Raw genomic sequence first — 19,247 nt, forward strand, 5'->3', positions numbered from 1 at the left:
TAAAATGCAAGTTGATGAAAGCGGATCTTACAGCACATTTTTACCGGACGGCTGCCTTTGCTGCCGAAAAGGCGCGAAGATGGTTTTATTCGTCACAGGCATCTGCCGAAAAACCTGTTTCTTTTGCCCGCTCTCAGTTGAACGGAAAAATAAAGACGTGATTTTTGCAAACGAGCGCGCCGTTTATTCGGATTCGGACGTTTTGGAAGAAGCGCGGTCCATGAACGCCGAAGGAACGGGAATTACGGGCGGCGAGCCGCTTTTGGAACTTGAAAGAGTGATTCATTACATTCACCTTTTGAAAAATGAATTCGGTAAAAATCATCATATTCATCTTTATACATCGACTGCGCCGAGTGAAAACGATTTGAAAGAACTCGCGGATGCGGGTTTAGATGAAATCAGATTCCATCCGCCGATTGAAATTTGGAAAAAAATGTCCGGCTCTTCTTATGAAAAATCATTAAGCGCGGCATAGAAATTCGGAATCTGCGCCGGTTTTGAAATTCCGGCAATTGAAGGCGCCGAATTCGTCGCCGAATTTGCAAAAAATGCCGGCTGCTTTTTGAATTTGAATGAATTGGAATTTTCGGACACGAACGCGGAAGAAATGAAAAAACGCGGCTACGTTTTGATCAATGATGAATCAAACACAGTACTCGGATCTGCCGAAGTTGCGGCGCGCGCGTTTGAAGCGGTCTGCGGCGGCAGCGGCAGCGCGGCAGCAAGCAGCGGCTTGGCGGCAGACATCAACAGCGTGGCGACCGACAACTGCACGGCATCAAGCGGCAGCAACACGGCAGCAGCAAGCAGCAGCAACACAGCAACAGCAGACGGCAGTGCGTCAGCAGGCAACAACGCGGCAGCAGGCAGCTGCGCCAACATCAACTTCTGCTCCTCCCGCTACAAAGATGCAATTCAGCTTCGGCTTCGACTTCTTCGAACGGCGCAGCAGTTCGCGCGTCCTTTTGATGAGATTACTGAAGACGGAACGGTCATTTTCGGAAGAATCAAAGTTCCGGATGCGTTTTTGAATGAAATTATTTCATTTTTACGGGAAAATGAATTGCCTGAAGAAGCTTATTCGATCAATTCAGAGAAAAACATTGTCGAGACCGCTTCCGGAATTGTTGAGGAACTGGCGTTGATTTTTGAAGAGGACGGGGCTGTTTTTGAAAATGTTCAGCTTTGGATAATTGAGCAATATCCGTTTGAGGGCGGCTTCGTTGTCGGCAGCGAGCGAATCTTCTAATATTTAAAGCTTGCGCGTAAAAACTTATAAAGGATTAACCTGTATAGGGATTGTTCATCCGCAAGCTTAAAGCCGTTTTTATCGGACATTAATATTGCGGAATAACTTGCAAAAACGGATTGCATAAACAATTATAAAATTCGACCGAGTTAATTGTAAGGGAGTTATACTTCGTCGGCTGCGTCAAATAAAAAACGTTTTTTTAATCGATTTCTAAAATTCAAAAGCAATCGAATCATATCTAATATTTGCGCAAAAATTGGCGATCCGAGGCGCCTTTTGGGGTGCCGCAAAACCCAAAAACCAGTTATAAAGGGATACAAGAGGGGTGTCAGGGCTGCAATCATCAGAAGACAGAGTCAGGGAAAGATTAGAAAAGTACCTTTCAAGAGATGAAAACGGAATACGAAAAATTGTTTTGAATTTGTTTATTACGGGTGACAAATTCACGACCGGCGACGTTTACAAGCATTTGGAACAAGAATGCTGTGATGTCAGCTACAGAGGCGTTTCAGCTATGGTCGGTTTAATGAATACGAGACTCGGTATCTTAAGCATTAACGTTACCGGCGATCACAATATTTATTCATTGAAGGATGACTACAAACAGGTTGTCCAAGCAATTCTCACCCATACCGCCCAGTAATTCGGGCACGTTATTTTTGTTGTTTCGTATTTCGTAAAAAGTAAACAAAAAGAATGCCGGATAAATGTTTTACGACATTCTTTTTTATTTTTTTAGGGTTGGAGATATCTTCGTTTTTATTGTTTGGTTGTTTTATTGTTTGGTTGTTTGATTTTTTATTATTTTGTTGAACAGAATCAAAAAAATAAACGGTTGCCTTAAATCATGCTGAAAAGAAAATCCAATTCAAGAACATTTCTTCATTCAACGGACTGTGTTCCGCAGCATATCGCTTTTATTATGGACGGCAACCGCAGATATGCTCAAAGAAAGGGAAAAGAAGCGACATGGGGTCACACCGTCGGCGTTTCCGCGGTTGAAAATCTTCTTCATTGGACGTATCTTGCAAAAATAAAACACATTACCATTTACGCTTTTTCAACCGAGAATTTCAAGCGCGATCCCGCGGAAGTGGAGCGCATTTTTGATCTTCTTGAAAAGATGCTTTACAAACTTTCAACCGATGAAAAGATTCTGAGCAAAAAAATCAAGATCAGAATGATCGGTGAGACCGACAACTTGCCTGAAAAAACGCTGAAAGCGTTCAAAGATTTGGAAGAAAAAACAGCCGGCAACGACAAGATGTATCTGAATGTCGCGCTGGCTTACGGCGGTCGAAATGATATAACGCAGGCGTTTGAAAAAATAGCGGAAGATGTTGTTGATTTGAATAATTCAAAGAACTTAAATGAAACGAATAATTCAAATAAAACGAAAGAAATGAAAGAAAATTTTCTCTCCGACGATGAAATTTCCAAATATCTTTTCCCGTTCTCCGACGAAGTTGTTCCCGGCGTTGATTTTTTAATTCGAACCGGTGACGAACACAGAACTTCCAATTTCCTGCCGTGGCAGGCAAACGGCAACAATGCAATCGTTTGTTACTACAACAAATTTTGGCCGGAATTCACGTTTAAAGACTTGTTTTACGTGCTGAGAATTTATCGCCGAATGGAAGAAGAGCGGGCAAGAGATGAAGCGCGGCGGCTGAAAAAAGTCGAGGCGTTTTTGGCGGCGCAAAACGACTAATTTGCGAGAGCGGTGAGCGGTGCAGTGCGCTGTGTTTTGACCGCGGCGGCGCGCGTGACGGCGACAATTTTTGAGAATTAAATGAAGAGCGGACGCTGTTTTTGAAACAAATTTATGAAAAAATGAGGATGGATTTGTTTTTTATTTTTAAAAAATGGATGAGCATTTATTGATTATTTTTTAAAATTGTGCAGATCGCGCGCGGCGGCAGCAGTGACAACTGTAACACAAATCTGATTGCAAGCAGAAGCAGAAACCTGAAACCAAGCGGAAACAGAAACCTGAAGGTGACGGCGGCACGTTCGCGAATGCGAACGGATTACTAAAAAAAGAGCAGATGCAGGCGGAAATGCAAACCTGATTGCCGGCAGCAAACCAAAAAACAGTTGCAGATTTGCAGGCTTTGCAGGAGCCGACAGCAATAAAAGACAGTTGCAGATTGGCAGGCTTTGCCGGAATCGAATATAACTGTAAACTGCATATGTTTTTGTGTTTTTATTTTTCATGGGAAAGAATCTCCAACTCCTTCTTTCCTCCGCTGCGCTCCGGAAACGCGTCGTTGGAGGGGGCGGTGTTTGAGATAAAACTCAATCTAAATCAATTGAAACATCGTCTTTCATTAAAATTATTCAAAAACGGAACGCCTTCTTTTTTCCAAAATCAAAATTTAGGATTAGGGTTTTATCGGGCGTTCAGGTTCACCGATTTCTGAAATTGGATGTTTGGGTTTTTCCAAAAATAAAAAAAACACGGTCGGGTTTAAAAATCTAAATAAAAATGATGCGACTCGCGCGAGGCGGCAGCGCAGAAAACGCAAAATCGAAAATGAAAGAAACGAAAAAGAAAAAAAAGAAAAAATAAAAATGAAAAAGAAAAAAATGAAATATTACTCATCGCCTTCATCGACGACGAGAATTTTATCGGGCTCTTTGCTGTCTTTTTGAACACAGTCGCTGTTTTCGCGGCAATAGAGAATTTCATCGATCGTTTCTGCCGTGATCAATTCGCCGGGGATGCAAATCGGAATTCCGGGCGGATAAATCATAACGGCTTCGGCGGCAACGCGCCCGACGGCTTCTCCGATGTCAACGGAAATTTTGTCGGCGTAAAAAGCCTGTCTCGGAGACATGATTTGAGGCGGCACGTAAACGATTTCTTCGGGAATATCCAGGATTTCGTGTTTGCCGTAATAGGTTTCCGCCAGATCTCTGAAAGCGTCGGCGAGTTTCCAAACGGTTTCTTTTGTGTCGCCGATTCCAATGACCGCCAAAACGATTGTCGGCTCTGCCAGCTCCAATTGGATGCCGTATTTTTCAAACATAATGTCGTAAACGTCAAATCCGTCCAAACCGAGTTTCGTCACGTTGATGACGATTTTTGTCGGATCGTACGTCATTGTCGTCACGCCTTCGTTTTCGTCCAAAACGGAAAGACCGGGGATTCTTGAGATTTCTTTCTTCAATTTCCGGCATTCGTGAACGAGTTCGCTGAAAATTTCTTCGCCTTGTGTTGCAAGCATTTTGCGCGACGATTCGAGAGACGCCATCAGCAAATAGCTCGGGCTTGTCGTGTGAAACATGAGAACGCGTTTTTTGACGGAATGATATTTGACCAAGCCTTCGTTGTGCAAAAGCATTGCGCTTTGCGTGAGCGAGCCGCCTGTCTTGTGCGTGCTTGCGACGACTAAATCTGCGCCGAATTCGGCGGCGGACTTCGGAAGTGATGAAGAGAATGAAAAATGCGCGCCGTGCGCCTGGTCCACCATCACGACAATGTCTTTGCTGTGCGCGTATTCAATGATTTGTTCAATATCGGCGCACGCGCCGTAGTATGTCGGATAAACGAGAAAAAGCGCTTTTGCGTCCGGATTTTCTTCGACGTATTTTTGGACTGTTTTCAGCGTCATGCCGCTTGCGATACCGAAGTTTTGATTGATTTCGGGTTCCATGAAAACGGGAACGGCGCCTGAAAGGATCAATGAATTTGTAACGGATTTGTGCGCGTTTCGCGGGATGAGAATTTTTTCGCCGTCATAACAGACGGTCATGATCATGATTTGAACGCCGCTGCTGCTTCCGTTGACTAAATAGAAAGCGTTGTCGGCTTTGTAAGCCTCGGCGGCAAGTTCTAATGATTCTTTGATAACGCCTTTGGGGTGAGCGAATTTGTCTAATCCCACGGGCGAATTTACATCCATTAAATAAACTTCTTTGCCGACCAGTTTTTGGAAATCGTCTTCGCGGATTCCTCTTTTGTGGCCGGGGACATCATACGACGTGATATTTTTTTTGTCATATTCACGTAATGCATCGATAATGGGGGTAGCATTTTGGTCCATCTACAGTTATAACCTCTGATTTATTTCAACAAGAGAAGAAAAACGGTATGGGGACAGTTTTAAAACAGATATTTTGGAACAGAGGTGTTTTTCGATATCCGCTTTCGCCTTTTTCCGTCAAAATAAATTAAACAAAGTGCATAATCAATTTCAATATTTAAAACTAGTCCTTTATGTCAAAATTTGAGCGTTCCGTGAAAAATTGAGTTGAAAATCAGACGTTGCTTTTGAAAAAAATAAATAAAAACGAGAGCCTGATTAAAAATCAAATGAAAACGAAGCGGCTCGCGCGCGGCGGCGGCAGCTGCTGCCGCAAACGGAAAACCTGGCGATCGGCACAAACAAACACCTCCCTCCAACCGGAAACAAACACATCCCTCCCGTCGGAAACAAACACCTCCCTCCCGCTGCAAACAAACACCACACTCCAAGCGCAAACCTGCACACTCTCCAAGCGCCAGGCGAAGCCCGAAAAATCGCGAAGCGATTTTTTACAAACACCACCCTCCCACTGCAACCCTGAAATTTTGTGAGAGACCGACAGAAGGTCGGCCGCGAGCAAAATTTGTGAACACGATTTTAAAACAACGGTAAGATTAAATGATTTTGAATACATTCATCAACTAATCAAAAAAAATCAGGTGCTTGAAATGGATTGCATATTCTGTAAAATTATCGCGGGCGAAATTCCCTGCTACAAAGTTTATGAAGACGAAAACGTGCTCGCCTTTTTGGATCTTGATCCTTGCGCCGACGGTCATACGCTTGTGATTCCGAAAAAACATTCTGACGCGTTTGTTGAAATGGCGCCGGAAGAATCAGGAAAGCTTTTTGAAGCCGTCAATAAAGTTTCCAATCAGATTATGGATAAAATGGAAAACATAACGGGTTTGACAATCGGTATGAACACATATGAAACGGCAGGACAAACCGTCATGCATACGCATGTTCATATTTTTCCGCGCTACGAAGGCGACGGCGGCGGAACAACGCACGATATCGTTGATTCGGCAAAATCAAAAGAAGCTGAATATTTGAAGCAAATCAATGAACAGCTGACAAAATAATTTTAAAATTATTCTAAATCAAATTAAAAACATAAAAATAAAAAACATAAAGTCAAAACGAGAAGCATAAAAACAAAATAAAAATAAAAATGACAAACATAAAAAACAAAAAATAAAAATGAAGTGAAAATTTATGGAACAGGAACAAAAATTCGGGAAATATTTCGGCGTCTGCGCTTCATTTCATCATTCCAAAGCCTGTCTTTGTCCGACCTGCTCGCTGCGCCCGAATTACGGAAACATTATGTACTGCGCCAAAGGAAGCTGCCCGACTTACGGATCGGGCGATGAAAACGGTGCGCTCGGAACAATTGTTGAAGCCGAAGATTTTGAAAATGAAAAAGAAGACAATACCGTTTGTATATGCGGAAAATGCGCCGTTTACAAACAATTTGCGATGGTTGGAGAAGAGTTCTGCCGCGGAACAGATTAAATGATTATTGAATTTTGTATATTTTTGTATATCTGTATAATTTTGTATAAAACTGAATTTAGTATTGAATACTGAATCCGATTTTGAATTTATGAATTAACGGGAATAATATGAATCAGCAGGAATCAAAATGCAGCTGCAGCACGCCCGCCGCCGGAAGATATGACCGGCAACTGCCGCTTTTCGGAAGAGCCGGGCAGCAAAAATTAGCGGACGCATCCGTTTTCATCGCCGGCGCGGGCGGTCTCGGATCTCCCGTTGCGACATATTTGGCGGCAGCCGGCATCGGAAAAATCGTTTTGCTGGACTGCGATGTTGTTGATAAGACGAATTTGAATCGTCAATTTCTTCACCGTGAAGAAGATATCGGACGAAAAAAAGCTGATTCGGGCGCCGAGAAATTAAAATCAATGAATCCCGAAATTCAAGTGTATTCCGTTTGTAATCGACTGACTGAAGAAAATATTAAAGAATTGGTCGGCGATTGTCAAATTATCGTCGACGCTTTAGATAACGATCAAACCCGAAGAATTCTTGCAGCATTTGCAGTTCAAACGAAACGTCCTTATTTTCATGCCGCCGTTTCAGGATTTCAAGGACAGTTCGCTTCATTTTATCCGGAAGAAGGGCCGTGTTATTTCTGCGCGTTTCCGGAAACAGAAGATGAAGAAAAAGATGATGAGAAAGATGAAGAAAAAGATGAAACGAATATGAACGGAAATAAAAAGATCATATTTCCGATTGTCGGCGCGACAGCAGGAATTATCGGTTCCATGCAGGCGAATGAAATTATCAAATACATAACAAATGCCGGAAAAAGGAATGTCGGAAAACTGTTTATTTGGGACGGGTTTAATAACAATTTTGAAACGATTGAGATTGAAAAAGAACAAGATTGCCAATGCTGCGGCAAAAAATGAAGAAAAAGAATGAAGAAAAAGAATGAAGAAATAAAAACGAAAAAATAAAAACGAAAGAGAACAAAAACGAGAATAAAAAGATGAGGAAAACAATGAAAGTTTCAATTTCAATTTTCGGAATGCACACAACCCTCAATGAAAGTATGGTTGAGATGGATATTCCGGCACTATCAACGGTAAAAGAGTTAATGACCCGATTTGCGTTTACTTTATTGAGTGATCCCGATTTGATCATTGACAAAGAAGGAAATCTTCGAAAACATCTGATAATCCAGGTCAATAAAAAAAGAGTCATGACCGGCAAAGCAGCAGACTACGTTTTAAATGAAGGCGATAAAGTCACCGTTTATCCGTCCGTTTCCGGCGGCTGATCTCAATTTGATTCTTCTTGGATTTCCGCCGAAATAAATTTTAAAACAGCAATCGCATCTTCTTTTTTAATATCGGCGGCGTTTCCTTCGGCAATCCATTTTTCAAAAATATTCAAATGATCATCATCGAATGAATCGTCTTCCCGCGCTTTTTCAATCAAAAAATCATAAATTCTGTCGGGATAATACATTTCGGCTGCGATTTGAAACAAATTTGCACTTTCGTCAACGGTCAAAATTGAAGCAGATACAGCTTTTTCAAGCGTTGCCCGAATATTGACTAAAGCTTCCGTTATTGCTTCATTGGTAAACGGATCACAAGTGACGGCGACTTCGTCATCGGATTCGACGATTTTGTTTTTATAAAGTTCAAAAACTTTTCCGATGCCGACCATTCCGAATGATTCAGTTTCTGATGCGCGAAGCGCGCCCATGCTGGAAGCGCCGACGACAAAAATGCCTTTGTTGAGCGCGGAAAGAATTTCACGGTGACCGACGGAACACTGCTCGAAAAAAACGCCGTCAATCAGACAAATGATATCGGGATTTTCGGCGACGGCTTTCTCCAAATCGCCGCGGGAAGCCGGCGGCCGAAAGTCTGCGCTCGGCAAAATCCGGCGGGCCGTTTCCAAATCCAAACTCGGTCCGAGAAAAACAATTATCGATTGACTTTTCATAATTTTCAGCATATTTCATTCAAGTTTTTCAGCACATTTCATTCAGGTTTTTCAACATATTTCATTCAAGTTTCACGAACATATTTTCGAACTCTGCTGCCGGTTTTTGAAGCTTTTGCGCGCGCCGCTTTGCATCGGATTCCCATGCGATCGGAATCAATCGCAAAAGACTCGATTCCCGGAATAATCACGTGAACGACGGGGATTCCGAGTTCGGGGCGCGTCAAATCTTTGACAATCACGGTTTGAAGACCGACATTGTTGAGGGCGCGAATCGTATTTTTGATTTCATCCAAAAAGTCATCGGATGAAATATCTTTGAGTTCGGGCCATGAAATCGTTTCCGATTCGTCAAACCATTTCGCGTTCAAGCGTTTGGTGCGTTCGTAACCGATTTGTTTGCGGACATCTGCAATCGTCGCGTCTTCACGCGCGCCGTGGATTTGCGTTGCGCGGCTTTGCGCGGCTTCTGTCAGGGCGCGGAGCGCTGCGATTTTCGGCGACGAATGCGTTCCCATGCCGAGGCAGAGCAGTGTCGGATCTTTCAGTTCGACGTCATCCGAAACAGCCGCGATTGTCGGGAGACCGATGTCGCTTGTAATATCGCGAAGGAAAACATCAACGCCGGCATCATTAAACAGGCGGACCATGTTCAAAATGTCGGGATCGTCAATGTCAATGATCAGTTTGCCGCCTGTTTTTCCGGCTTCGGCAAGCGACCAGGCGTCGCGTTCGATGACTTCGCACATGGCGTGAAAAATCGCTTCTTCGAGAGCGTTTCCGGAAGCAATGCCGTTTGTACCGGTTCTGAAAATCGAATAATGGTGAGACGGAAGCGGATGATAAACAGCCGCGGCCGGAACAAGAAGTTCTTCAAGAACAAGATTTCCGTTGTCATCCAAAAGCATTTCATAACACGGCGTCCACGGAATTACGGCATCGGGGTCGATTGCTTCGGGCAAAATCAGTTCGACGGGATCTAAAACTTCAAATTCTTCCGCCAAATCGGGATATTTGCCGGTAATCAGTGATTTACTGTCGCCGTCGCCGCCATTGTTACCGCCATTGCTGCTGCGCTCCTGAAATTCTGCCGAATAGCGTTCGATTCCTTCCATGATTGCGGAAACGCGCGCTGCAATCGGCGTTGCGCCTTTGCCGTTGTAAACGGAAATTGCGCCGTCGGCGGCACCCGGTCGGATGCATGAAAAGACGGGAATATTGAGGCGGTCTAATTTTGTGATGTCGGCGACACGCGTAATGCCGGCAGTTTCCGTCAGCGGCTCGACAATTTCAAAGGTTTCCTCGGGAGACTTGATGCGGTGAGTTTCTTTGAGGTACAGTTTTTTACAAGATTTGAGTTCCATGATTACGCACAACGAATTTAAAAGTCAATTTGAATATGCGTGAAAAACGAATCGAAATGATTTAACAGTTTTCAATGAATCCGAAAAATGAATCCGAATAATGGGATTGAGAATGATTGAGAAAAAACGGTGCCCTTTTTGATGAAAATTGAATAAAAATGATGCGGCTCGCGCGGCGGCTGCGGCGGCGGCTGCGGCGGCAGCTGCTGCGGCTGCTGAAAGCGGCAAGTGTGACGCAAACCACACTCCAATTGGAAACAGAAACCCGACTCCAAGCGGAAACAGAAACCTGACTCCAATCGGAAACAGAAACCTGACTCCAATCGGAAACAGAAACCTGACTCCAATCGGAAACAGAAACAGCACTCCAAGCGGCAAACGCAAGCCTGACCCGCGGCGGCAGCACAAATTTTCGGACAAACCTAAACATCATTTTTCTTTAATCTAAATAAACTCGAACGCCCGATAAATCCCAAAATCGAAAGAATTTTTGGATAAAAAACGGCGTTCGTTTTTAAGAAAATTGATAAAACCGATGTTTGTTTTTGATAAAATAATAAATATTTCGAATACCGCCCCCGCAAGTTGAGATTCCCAAAGCGTTGCGAAGGGAATCGAGACTTGGCGGATTCTTACCATACAAATAAAAAGTTCATTCACAGACGATTGTAGATATAAATTAAAATTTGGCGGATTCTTTTCATGACGAATAAAAAGTTCATTCTCAGACGATTGTAGATATAAATTAAAATTTGGCGGATTCTTTTCACGACGAATATAAATTCAAATTCAGTTGACTCTAAATTAAGATCAAAAAATCAGAATTTGTAAATTCGTTGACTCATTGTTAGAATCTCCAACTCCTTCTTTCCTCCGCTTCGCTTCGGAAACGCGTCGTTGGAGGGGCGGTTTTTGAAATATCATTCAATCAAAATAAGATTGAAACATCGTCTTTTATCAATATTCTTCAAAAAACCGAAACGCCTTCTTTTATTCAAAACCTAAAACATTTAAGATTAGGATTTTATCGGGCGTTTGAGTTTCATTTATTTTTGAAAAACGGATGTTTGGGTTTGTCCGAAAAAGTAAAAAAGAAATGCAGAACAGGTTTGAAAATCAAATAAAAATGATGCGATTCGCGCGAGACCGCCCGCGCAAAAAAAAAAATGAAAAACAAAAATAAAACAGAATGTATTCTTTCGCTGTTAAAATTGAAAGAATGAAAAGAAAGATGAGTACACTGGCCGGGACTCGAACCCGGGTTCGAGCGTTGGCAACGCCCGGTGATAACCACTACACTACCAGTGTCCTTCGATTTTGAAACAATCCTAAGATTATTCCAAATTATTAAATGGTTTCGATAGCTGAAAATGCCCAAAGCCGGACTTGAACCAGCGACATCTGCCTCTTCAGGGCAGCGCTCTCCCAACTGAGCTATTTGGGCACGTTTGTGCCGTCACATTAGGTTTCGGCATACAGCTAATCGAATTGAATGGGCCCGCTGAGATTCGAACTCAGGACCTCCGCCATGTCAAGGCGACGTCATAACCGTCTAGACCACGAGCCCATTTGCATATATTTCTTCATAGCACGGAAAACGTTTTCCGGAAAAACCGAAATCAGACAAGTATTTTGCCTGCACTTTTCCTCGCGGCTGTGCACTTCTCATAAATATGATAATCGTATATAAAGGTTTTGAGTAACGGGAGCAGGAGTATAAATACAGACTCAATATTGACCCAATACAGACTTGAAAAACACGGCGGAAAAAGCCGACTTCAACAAAGTTTTTTGAGAAAACAATAAGATGAAAACAATAAGATGAAAACGAATGAAAACAAAACAGAATCAATAGAAAACATTCTGCGTTTCGGTTGCGTTGTCAAACGTCATTGTTTTGTTGTCGGGGAAATACAAAGTCAATCGATCGACTTCGCTTCCGAGCATTCGCGTTTCATGGAGATAATATGTGCCTTGAAAACGGGAGACATTGATCAGTTCAACCGTTGCTCTTGTGCCGTGAACGGAAGTAATGCGGTATTCTTCAAAATCGTAAAGCAATTCATCCAAATAAGGATCAAGATTGCGGCTGCCGAAAAAGAAAACATACATCTGTGTCAGAAAACCGATTTCATAATCAATTTCGGCAGTTGCGTTTTCATTGGTAAAATGAATGCCCACCCCCGTAAAATGAACGGAAGTTTGAGGCGCAACGGAATAATGAAACGTTGCCGACGCTATCAGCAGAACTGAAAGAACGGCAAAGAAAATTAAAAAATGAGACGCTTTCATTTATTTTGACCTCGGCATTTTCGAAGAATGATTTAGCATTTGAATGTATTTTTTGAATAAATAATATTGCTTACGACAACAATAATATTTCGTATCGGTAAACATCGAAGAAACTGTTTTAATGAAAGAAAGACAAAACGTACGAAAGTATAAAAAAGAGAATATAAGAAGATTAAAAGAAATGGGGCTGAAGGGGATTAATTTGGATTTAAAATTAGATAAAGAAATGACAAAAAAGATGATCATTGCGGGCGTCATCGGAGCAATTATCGGAATTATTGCGGGTTTTGCCGGCACGATCGCTTTTATTGTATTGGCGCTTGCCGTTTTTATCATAATCGGCTACACATATTATCAAATCAGAAAAGGCGAAATCATTGAACCTTACAGTTTAATTGAAAAAATTCAATATACGGCAGTCGGCGCAATTGTCGGCGTCATTTTCTATTCGTTTGTCGCTTTTCAATTTATACTCGGCATCTTTTTGTGTATCGGCATCGTTCTTTTGGCGCTCGCTTTGATTCATGCGATTCGGACAGATGTTTTGGCGCTGGATAATTGAACCGGATGAAAAATCTAAAAAATAATATTTAAATTATGTTTCATCCTTTTCTTTTCATTATTTTTAATTCATTTTTCTCGTTTTACATTGTTCTTCAATTTTGAAAAGTAAATATTTATTTTTATGATTACTGCTGCCGGGGCGGTTTTGCGCTGCTGCTGCCGAGGCGGGTTGTGTTTCCGCTGTCGGGGCTGTTTGCATTGCTGCTGCCGAGATGGTTTGCGTTTCCGCTGTCGGAGCGGTTTGTGTTTCCGCTGCCGTGGCGGTTTGCGTTATTGCTGCCGAGACGGTTTGCGTTATTGCTGCCGTGGCGGTTTGCGTTGCTGCTGCCGAGACGATTTGCGTTATTGCTGCCGTGGCGGTTTGCGTTATTGCTGCCGTGGCGGTTTGCGCTTCCGCCTGCATCTGCTCTTTTTAATCACAATCCGTTCGCATTCGCGAACGTGCCGCCGCTACCTTCAGTTTTCCTTTTGCTGCTGCTGCCTTTAGGTTTCTGTTTGCGCTGCTGCCTTTAGGTTTCTGTTTGCGCTGCTACCTTTAGGTTTCTGTTTGCGCCGTCTGACAGGTTTGCATCGTCTTTGCCGGCAGGCAGCTGCCGCCGCGCGAACCGCTCAATTTTCAAAAAAATAATCGAAAGGGATCTTCAACTTCCAAAAAAAATAATCGAAAAGGATCTTCAATTTTTCAAAAAAAATAATCGAAAAGGATCTTCAATTTTTCAAAAAAAATAATCGAAAAGGATCTTCAATTTTTCAAAAAAAATAATCGAAAAGGATCTTCAATTTTTCAAAAAAATAATCGAAAAGGATCTTCAACTTTCAAAAAATATCGAAAAGAGATTTACAGCTTTCAAAAAATAATCAAAAAAGATTTGAATTTTTGAATCTTGATTGAAAACAAAAATTTATACCAAATCATTTATCCGATTAATTTTTTGATTTCAGCTTTCTTTTATTTTTGAGAATTAAATTCTTATAGGGTAATATTGCTTTATATGTAGGATACCGTAAAATAAATAAGATAAAGAGCTTGTTTATTATTCCAAAGCTTTTTCATAAGGTTTCGTTTTTAACTTGATTTTAAGATCAGAGAATCGATTTTTAAAATTTTAATATTAGTGTGATAAAAATGGAAACATTCAACGAACTCACAGAACAAAAAACCGAAGACGGTAAGTTCTCTGAGGAAAATACGACTCTAAAAACGGATGTTGAAGCAACCGAACCCGGGTCAGGATCCGGTCCCGTTATTGAAACCTCGGAGACCGGGTACGAAAATCCGGAAATAAAAGATATCCCCAACGACAATGAAGATATCGAACTCGGATACAGCTTCACAAATACGGGCGAAATAAACGTCCCGCCGCTTTTGATAGACCAGATTTTAGGTCAGGAACAAGCCGTTGAAATTGTCAAAAAAGCCGCGCGTCAAAGACGTCACGTCATGATGATCGGAACGCCCGGGACGGGAAAATCTCTCCTGGCAAAAGCAATGGCAGAACTGCTCCCCAAAGAAGAACTTGAAGACATCATGGTTTATCCGAATGCGGAAGACTCAAACAACCCGCGCATCCGCAGAGTGCCGGCCGGAAAAGGACGCGAAATCGTCGCCGCCCACCGCGCCGAAGCTCAGAAAAAAGCGCAGTCGAAAACAATGATTTTAATGTTCTTAATTGTCGGTGTCGTCATTTACACGATTTTAACCGGACAAAGCATTTTGATTGCGATTTTCGTTTGTCTTTTGCTGCTGACATTCGGCCGCCAGTTTATCGGGCGCGACGAAGCGCTGATCCCGAAACTGCTCGTCTCCAATTACAACAAGCAGCAGGCACCTTATGTTGACTCAACCGCCGCACACGCAGGCGCGCTTCTCGGTGACGTCAGACACGACCCGTTCCAGTCGGGCGGACTTGAAACACCTGCACACGACCGTGTCGAAGCGGGAGACATTCATAAATCGCATAAAGGCGTTTTGTTTATGGATGAAATCAACATCTTAAGCATTGAATCCCAGCAGAGTTTATTAACGGCGCTTCAGGAAAAGGAATACGCCATCACCGGTCAGTCCGAAAGGAGTTCGGGCGCGCTTGTCAAGACGGAACCCGTCCCCTGCGACTTTATCATGGTTGCGGCCGGAAATATTGACGCGCTTGAAAAAATGCATCCGGCGCTTCGCTCAAGAATCAAAGGCTACGGTTACGAAGTTTACATGCGCGAATCCATGCCGGACACGCCTGAAAATCGTGACAAATTTATCAGATTCGTGGCGCAGGAAGTCATGCGCGATGGAAATATTCCGCAGTTTGATGAAGATGCGGTCAAAGAAATTATTCGCGAAGCAATGCGCCGCTCCGGACGCAAAGGCCAACTGACGCTGAAGTTGAGAGACTTGGGCGGTTTGGTCCGTGTGGCCGGCGACTTGGCGCGTGCCGACAACGCACCGTTTACAACAGCGGAACACGTTTTGCGCGCGAAAAAGATATCACGCTCCATTGAGCAGCAGCTGGCAGACCGCTATCTTGAAAATAAGACGGATTACGAATCTTTCTTCAAAGAAGGCGGCGAAATCGGACGCGTCAACGGTCTTGCCGTTATCGGCAGCGACTCAGGCATTGTTCTTCCGATTTTGTCGGAAGTCACACCGTCCATGTCGGGCGCTCAGGGCAATATTATCGCAACCGGTCAATTGAAGACGATTGCGCGTGAAGCCGTGAAGAACGTTTCCGCCGTGATTAAAAAAGTGACCGGAAAAGACATTGAAGCAATCGACATTCACATTCAGTTCGTCGGAACGTATGAGGGTGTTGAAGGAGACAGTGCATCCATTTCAATTGCGACCGCTGTTCTTTCGGCATACGAAAAGATTCCGGTGGACCAGACGATTGCAATGACCGGCTCGCTTTCCGTCCGCGGCGATGTTTTGCCTGTCGGCGGCGTCACTTACAAGATTGAAGCGGCAGCGCAGGCCGGCATTAAGAAAGTCATTATTCCGAAGGCAAACGAATCCGACGTGATGATTGAAGATTCCTACAAGGATATCATTGAGATCATTCCGGTTTCAAACATTACGGAAGTCGTTGAATACGCACTTGTTGACAGCCCGAAGAAACAGGAATTTCTTAAGAAATTGGAAACAATGTTAAAAAATGATAAAAATTAACAAATTAATTTAACAAATTAATTAACAAACCAATCTAATAAATAAAATTAGACGAATGAAATTAAACAAATAAATGAAAGTCGGAATTTTCCGGCTTTTGTTTTCATTTTTTATAATTTTTATTAAATTATATTTTCCACTTTGATGTTCTGTAAGTGATAAATATGAAATTTAAAAAACTCTTTATTCTCGTTTTTTTGTTTTCATTTCTATTCCTCCTCCCGTGCTGTCATGCCACGTCATATCCCGGAGAGCCAACTTTGGTCCACAAGATTTCAACAGCGGAAGATCTCAAAAAAATAGGGACGGAATGGCCTTTAAATGACGCTTATGACTTAGAATCAGACATAATTATAGACAGTGATACGTGGACATGTATCGGAAACTTCGATACACCTTTTGTCGGCATGTTCGAAGGAGCAGGATATTCCATTATTTTTGAAGGAGATATTTCATTTGTTCAGACATCCGATCTGGAAAATGAATTTGACGGATACGGATTTTTCGGGAACACCGGCGGAGCAGCAAAAATCTGGAATCTGACACTCGTTTTTAACGGAAATATTGCAAATTCTCAAAACAACAATGTCGGAACGCTTGTCGGTGTTATGAATAATGGAACAGAAGTGAATTTCAACCCGTCTTATATTTTAAATTGCTCTGTTAAAGGCAACGGATCAGCAATATACGGAAAAAATAATGTGGGCGGATTTGTCGGAACTGTTTTTGACGGCGCGATTGACAGTAGTTCTTCCGATATTATCGTATTTGCGAATGAACAAAATGCAGGCGGTTTTATCGGTTATATTGATACAGGAAATATTTCAAATTGTTCGGCAATTGGTGCTTCTCAATCAAATAATTCACAAAACAAGTTTATCGGCGGTTTAAATGAAAATAACAGTTATACGGATTATAATAATTCATATAATGTTGTCAACTATCCTGAATATCCGCAAACGGAAGAAATTGTTTGTTATGAGTATAATTTAAGACCGCTTGTATTCGCACTCATATTGCTGATTGTAATAATTATAATCGGAGCTGTTTGGTATTTTAAAAACAGGAAAACATGATTGTAATTGAAAAAGTAATCAAAAAACAGAATCGGTTAAAAATAACTGAGGTAAATCGATTCAAAAAGAGATGAATTATATTTTTACATATAACTATTGCGGCAAGTTTAAATACTATGAACCGGCTTATATGCTGTATAGTTCATTTGCGAAACCGCAATGATCGTTGCCGCTTCGATTTTTAAATCACAATGAATTTCATAAGCGATTTAAGGATTTAAAGGTTATTGTTTATCGGCACGCCCGAAAACAAATTTGAATGTAAAGATTTACAGATTACATCTGAATTGATGACGAATTTTGAGGATTTTATGAAACGACTTGGGACTGTATCGCACTTGCACGGAAAATCTTGTTTTGTTGTCAAATATGACACACCTGACGAAACGCCGCTGAACAGAATGATGAATTTGCAAGTGATCGATAAAAGCGTCCGCCCTGTCGGAAAAGTTGTAACAGTCTTCGGATCGGAAAAGCAGCCGTATTTTTTGGTGCGCATTTTTAGGGAATTGGATACCGCGCAGGCAAAAAAACTGGTGAAAGAAAAAGTATATGTCAAATAAATCCGGCAATCTTAAAATTTACAACCTTAAATTTAAATCAATCTTACAAAACGAATTGACAAACGATCAAAAACGATTTCGCCCGAAAAACGATAACAAACTAAAAGGTGATGACAATGGTAGAATTAGAAAGGGTTCGATATTCCGAAACAGTCAACAGAGACAAAATTAAAGAGATGATTCGCGCCAAGAAGGAAAAGGAAACTCCGAAAGAAACGGAAGTTTATTCTTGTCCGGAATGCGGCAGCCAAAATCTCGTTCACGATTATGAGCGTGCAGAACTTGTCTGCGGCGACTGCGGTTTGGTTGTTGATGCCGACTTTGTTGACGAAGGTCCGGAATGGCGCGCATTTGACCACGACCAGCGCATGAAACGCTCTCGTGTCGGTGCTCCGATGACATACACGATTCACGACAAAGGTCTCTCGACAATGATTGACTGGAGAAACCGTGACTCATACGGCAAATCCATCTCTTCTAAAAACAGAGCGCAATTGTACCGCTTGAGAAAATGGCAGAGACGTATTCGTGTCAGCAACGCAACGGAAAGAAACTTGGCATTCGCGCTTTCCGAATTGGACCGTATGGCATCCGCCCTCGGTCTTCCGAGAACGGTTCGTGAAACGGCATCAGTCGTTTACAGAAAAGCGGTTGACAAAAACCTCATCCGCGGACGCAGTATTGAAGGTGTCGCAGCAGCAGCGCTTTACGCAGCCTGCCGCCAGTGCGGTGTTCCGAGAACGCTTGATGAAGTTGAAGAAGTGTCAAGAGTGAGCAGAAAAGAGATTGGCAGAACTTACCGTTTCATTTCAAGAGAATTGTCGCTCAAATTGATGCCGACTTCTCCGATCGATTACGTTCCGAGATTCTGCTCCGGCTTGAATTTAAAAGGCGAAGTTCAGTCCAAGAGTGTTGAAATCTTGAGACAGGCTTCCGAAAAAGAATTGACAAGCGGCCGCGGCCCGACAGGAGTTGCAGCAGCAGCCATTTACATTGCGTCTATTCTCTGCGGCGAGCGCAGAACGCAAAGAGAAGTGGCAGACGTTGCCGGCGTGACCGAAGTGACGATTCGAAACCGTTACAAGGAATTGGCCGAAGAATTAGATATTGAAATTATCCTTTAAAGAGGATAATTTTCATTCCTTTTCTTTTCATTCCTTTTCTTTTCATTCCTTTTTTATTTCATTTTAATTTTCTATTTTATTTCATATTTTATTCCATTTTATACTGCCCGCCGCGCGCGAGTTGCTCCGTTTTTCGTAATTTTTTCAAACATCTCCCCCGTTTTTATTTTGTTTTCAAGATGAAACCCAAACATCCTATTTTTGAAATCGGTGAACCTGAACGCCTGATAAAACCCTAAATAAATGTTTTAGATTTTGGAAAAAAGACGGCGTTCCGTTTTTGATATTTTGAATTAAAAGACGATGTTTCAATCGAATCTTATTTTGTATGAAAA

Annotated in this window: 23 protein-coding genes and 3 tRNA genes; 15 read left to right on the forward strand and 11 right to left on the reverse strand. The window is 42.3% G+C overall.

All coding sequences use genetic code 11. The annotated features are described in order from the left end of the window. Positions 1 to 4: 4 nt before the first annotated feature. The 4 genes from MmiHf6_RS00765 to uppS all read left to right on the forward strand — a co-directional run bounded on the left by MmiHf6_RS00765 (position 5) and on the right by uppS (position 2,966). Positions 5 to 478, forward strand: coding sequence for a radical SAM protein (locus MmiHf6_RS00765; RefSeq protein ID WP_316557816.1), 474 nt, complete (start codon positions 5 to 7; stop codon positions 476 to 478). A gap of 87 nt (positions 479 to 565) precedes the next feature. Continuing rightward, positions 566 to 1,252 (forward strand): DUF8061 domain-containing protein, encoded by a 687-nt coding sequence (locus MmiHf6_RS00770; protein WP_316557817.1) that lies wholly within the window; start codon positions 566 to 568, stop codon positions 1,250 to 1,252. 328 nt (positions 1,253 to 1,580) lie between these two features. Further along, on the forward strand, positions 1,581 to 1,898 hold the full coding sequence (locus MmiHf6_RS00775; protein WP_316557818.1) for a DUF2551 domain-containing protein: 318 nt from the start codon (positions 1,581 to 1,583) through the stop codon (positions 1,896 to 1,898). A 204-nt stretch (positions 1,899 to 2,102) separates the two neighbouring features. Then, positions 2,103 to 2,966 carry a polyprenyl diphosphate synthase gene (uppS, locus tag MmiHf6_RS00780; RefSeq protein ID WP_316557819.1) on the forward strand — a complete coding sequence of 288 codons (864 nt, stop codon included), beginning with the start codon at positions 2,103 to 2,105 and terminating at the stop codon, positions 2,964 to 2,966. 173 nt (positions 2,967 to 3,139) lie between these two features. On the opposite strand, the gene MmiHf6_RS00785 is transcribed toward uppS, so the two are convergent. The 3 genes from MmiHf6_RS00785 to MmiHf6_RS00795 all read right to left on the reverse strand — a co-directional run bounded on the left by MmiHf6_RS00785 (position 3,140) and on the right by MmiHf6_RS00795 (position 5,866). Beyond that, positions 3,140 to 3,472, reverse strand: a complete 333-nt coding sequence (locus MmiHf6_RS00785) for a hypothetical protein (RefSeq protein WP_316557820.1) — start codon at positions 3,470 to 3,472, stop codon at positions 3,140 to 3,142. A gap of 380 nt (positions 3,473 to 3,852) precedes the next feature. Beyond that, on the reverse strand, positions 3,853 to 5,304 hold the full coding sequence (locus MmiHf6_RS00790) for an aminotransferase class I/II-fold pyridoxal phosphate-dependent enzyme (RefSeq protein ID WP_316557821.1): 1,452 nt from the start codon (positions 5,302 to 5,304) through the stop codon (positions 3,853 to 3,855). A gap of 265 nt (positions 5,305 to 5,569) precedes the next feature. After that, on the reverse strand, positions 5,570 to 5,866 hold the full coding sequence (locus tag MmiHf6_RS00795) for a hypothetical protein (protein WP_316557822.1): 297 nt from the start codon (positions 5,864 to 5,866) through the stop codon (positions 5,570 to 5,572). Positions 5,867 to 5,954: 88 nt separating this feature from the next. Here MmiHf6_RS00795 and MmiHf6_RS00800 point away from each other — a divergent pair, with 88 nt between their 5' ends. The 4 genes from MmiHf6_RS00800 (at position 5,955) to MmiHf6_RS00815 (ending at position 8,095) form a co-directional block, all read left to right on the forward strand. Then, positions 5,955 to 6,371 carry an HIT family protein gene (locus MmiHf6_RS00800; protein WP_316557823.1) on the forward strand — a complete coding sequence of 139 codons (417 nt, stop codon included), beginning with the start codon at positions 5,955 to 5,957 and terminating at the stop codon, positions 6,369 to 6,371. Between the two features lie 133 nt (positions 6,372 to 6,504). Continuing rightward, a complete protein-coding gene (locus tag MmiHf6_RS00805; RefSeq protein WP_316557824.1) occupies positions 6,505 to 6,804 on the forward strand; it encodes a DUF2769 domain-containing protein in 300 nt (99 codons plus the stop codon). A gap of 110 nt (positions 6,805 to 6,914) precedes the next feature. Beyond that, complete coding sequence (locus tag MmiHf6_RS00810; RefSeq protein ID WP_316557825.1) at positions 6,915 to 7,724, forward strand: HesA/MoeB/ThiF family protein; 810 nt, start codon at positions 6,915 to 6,917, stop codon at positions 7,722 to 7,724. Between the two features lie 92 nt (positions 7,725 to 7,816). Next, entirely contained in the window at positions 7,817 to 8,095 is a 279-nt protein-coding gene (locus tag MmiHf6_RS00815; RefSeq protein ID WP_316557826.1) for a MoaD/ThiS family protein, read from the forward strand. A gap of 2 nt (positions 8,096 to 8,097) precedes the next feature. Here the strand turns inward: MmiHf6_RS00815 and MmiHf6_RS00820 are convergent, their stop codons facing one another. The 7 genes from MmiHf6_RS00820 to MmiHf6_RS00850 form a co-directional block, all read right to left on the reverse strand. Continuing rightward, positions 8,098 to 8,772, reverse strand: coding sequence for a TfuA-related McrA-glycine thioamidation protein (locus tag MmiHf6_RS00820; protein ID WP_316557827.1), 675 nt, complete (start codon positions 8,770 to 8,772; stop codon positions 8,098 to 8,100). A gap of 65 nt (positions 8,773 to 8,837) precedes the next feature. Then, a complete protein-coding gene (locus MmiHf6_RS00825) occupies positions 8,838 to 10,136 on the reverse strand; it encodes a YcaO-related McrA-glycine thioamidation protein (protein WP_316557828.1) in 1,299 nt (432 codons plus the stop codon). Positions 10,137 to 10,197: 61 nt separating this feature from the next. Further along, entirely contained in the window at positions 10,198 to 10,542 is a 345-nt protein-coding gene (locus MmiHf6_RS00830; RefSeq protein WP_316557829.1) for a hypothetical protein, read from the reverse strand. 830 nt (positions 10,543 to 11,372) lie between these two features. Beyond that, positions 11,373 to 11,444, reverse strand: a tRNA-Gly gene (locus tag MmiHf6_RS00835). A 63-nt stretch (positions 11,445 to 11,507) separates the two neighbouring features. Then, positions 11,508 to 11,580: transfer RNA gene (locus MmiHf6_RS00840), tRNA-Phe, on the reverse strand. A gap of 49 nt (positions 11,581 to 11,629) precedes the next feature. Continuing rightward, positions 11,630 to 11,703: transfer RNA gene (locus tag MmiHf6_RS00845), tRNA-Val, on the reverse strand. 281 nt (positions 11,704 to 11,984) lie between these two features. Continuing rightward, positions 11,985 to 12,428, reverse strand: coding sequence for a hypothetical protein (locus tag MmiHf6_RS00850; protein ID WP_316557830.1), 444 nt, complete (start codon positions 12,426 to 12,428; stop codon positions 11,985 to 11,987). Positions 12,429 to 12,630: 202 nt separating this feature from the next. Between MmiHf6_RS00850 and MmiHf6_RS00855 the strand changes: the two genes are divergently transcribed. Continuing rightward, complete coding sequence (locus MmiHf6_RS00855) at positions 12,631 to 12,990, forward strand: hypothetical protein (RefSeq protein WP_316557831.1); 360 nt, start codon at positions 12,631 to 12,633, stop codon at positions 12,988 to 12,990. Between the two features lie 63 nt (positions 12,991 to 13,053). On the opposite strand, the gene MmiHf6_RS00860 is transcribed toward MmiHf6_RS00855, so the two are convergent. Further along, positions 13,054 to 13,191, reverse strand: a complete 138-nt coding sequence (locus tag MmiHf6_RS00860; RefSeq protein WP_316557832.1) for a hypothetical protein — start codon at positions 13,189 to 13,191, stop codon at positions 13,054 to 13,056. Between the two features lie 13 nt (positions 13,192 to 13,204). Here MmiHf6_RS00860 and MmiHf6_RS00865 point away from each other — a divergent pair, with 13 nt between their 5' ends. The 6 genes from MmiHf6_RS00865 (at position 13,205) to MmiHf6_RS00890 (ending at position 18,912) form a co-directional block, all read left to right on the forward strand. Continuing rightward, positions 13,205 to 13,408, forward strand: a complete 204-nt coding sequence (locus MmiHf6_RS00865; RefSeq protein WP_316557833.1) for a hypothetical protein — start codon at positions 13,205 to 13,207, stop codon at positions 13,406 to 13,408. After that, positions 13,362 to 13,505, forward strand: a complete 144-nt coding sequence (locus tag MmiHf6_RS00870) for a hypothetical protein (protein WP_316557834.1) — start codon at positions 13,362 to 13,364, stop codon at positions 13,503 to 13,505. The genes MmiHf6_RS00865 and MmiHf6_RS00870 overlap by 47 nt, the downstream gene beginning before the upstream one ends. A gap of 613 nt (positions 13,506 to 14,118) precedes the next feature. Beyond that, positions 14,119 to 16,149: an ATP-dependent protease LonB gene (lonB, locus tag MmiHf6_RS00875; protein ID WP_316557835.1), complete on the forward strand. Its 2,031-nt coding sequence runs from the start codon at positions 14,119 to 14,121 to the stop codon at positions 16,147 to 16,149. A 260-nt stretch (positions 16,150 to 16,409) separates the two neighbouring features. After that, positions 16,410 to 17,225: a GLUG motif-containing protein gene (locus tag MmiHf6_RS00880; RefSeq protein ID WP_316557836.1), complete on the forward strand. Its 816-nt coding sequence runs from the start codon at positions 16,410 to 16,412 to the stop codon at positions 17,223 to 17,225. Between the two features lie 311 nt (positions 17,226 to 17,536). Beyond that, positions 17,537 to 17,788 (forward strand): H/ACA ribonucleoprotein complex subunit GAR1, encoded by a 252-nt coding sequence (locus MmiHf6_RS00885; protein ID WP_316557837.1) that lies wholly within the window; start codon positions 17,537 to 17,539, stop codon positions 17,786 to 17,788. 116 nt (positions 17,789 to 17,904) lie between these two features. Continuing rightward, positions 17,905 to 18,912: a transcription initiation factor IIB gene (locus tag MmiHf6_RS00890; protein WP_316557838.1), complete on the forward strand. Its 1,008-nt coding sequence runs from the start codon at positions 17,905 to 17,907 to the stop codon at positions 18,910 to 18,912. Positions 18,913 to 19,247: the final 335 nt, after the last annotated feature.

The organism is Methanimicrococcus hongohii, from assembly GCF_032594095.1.
GTDB classification, from domain to species: domain Archaea; phylum Halobacteriota; class Methanosarcinia; order Methanosarcinales; family Methanosarcinaceae; genus Methanimicrococcus; species Methanimicrococcus hongohii.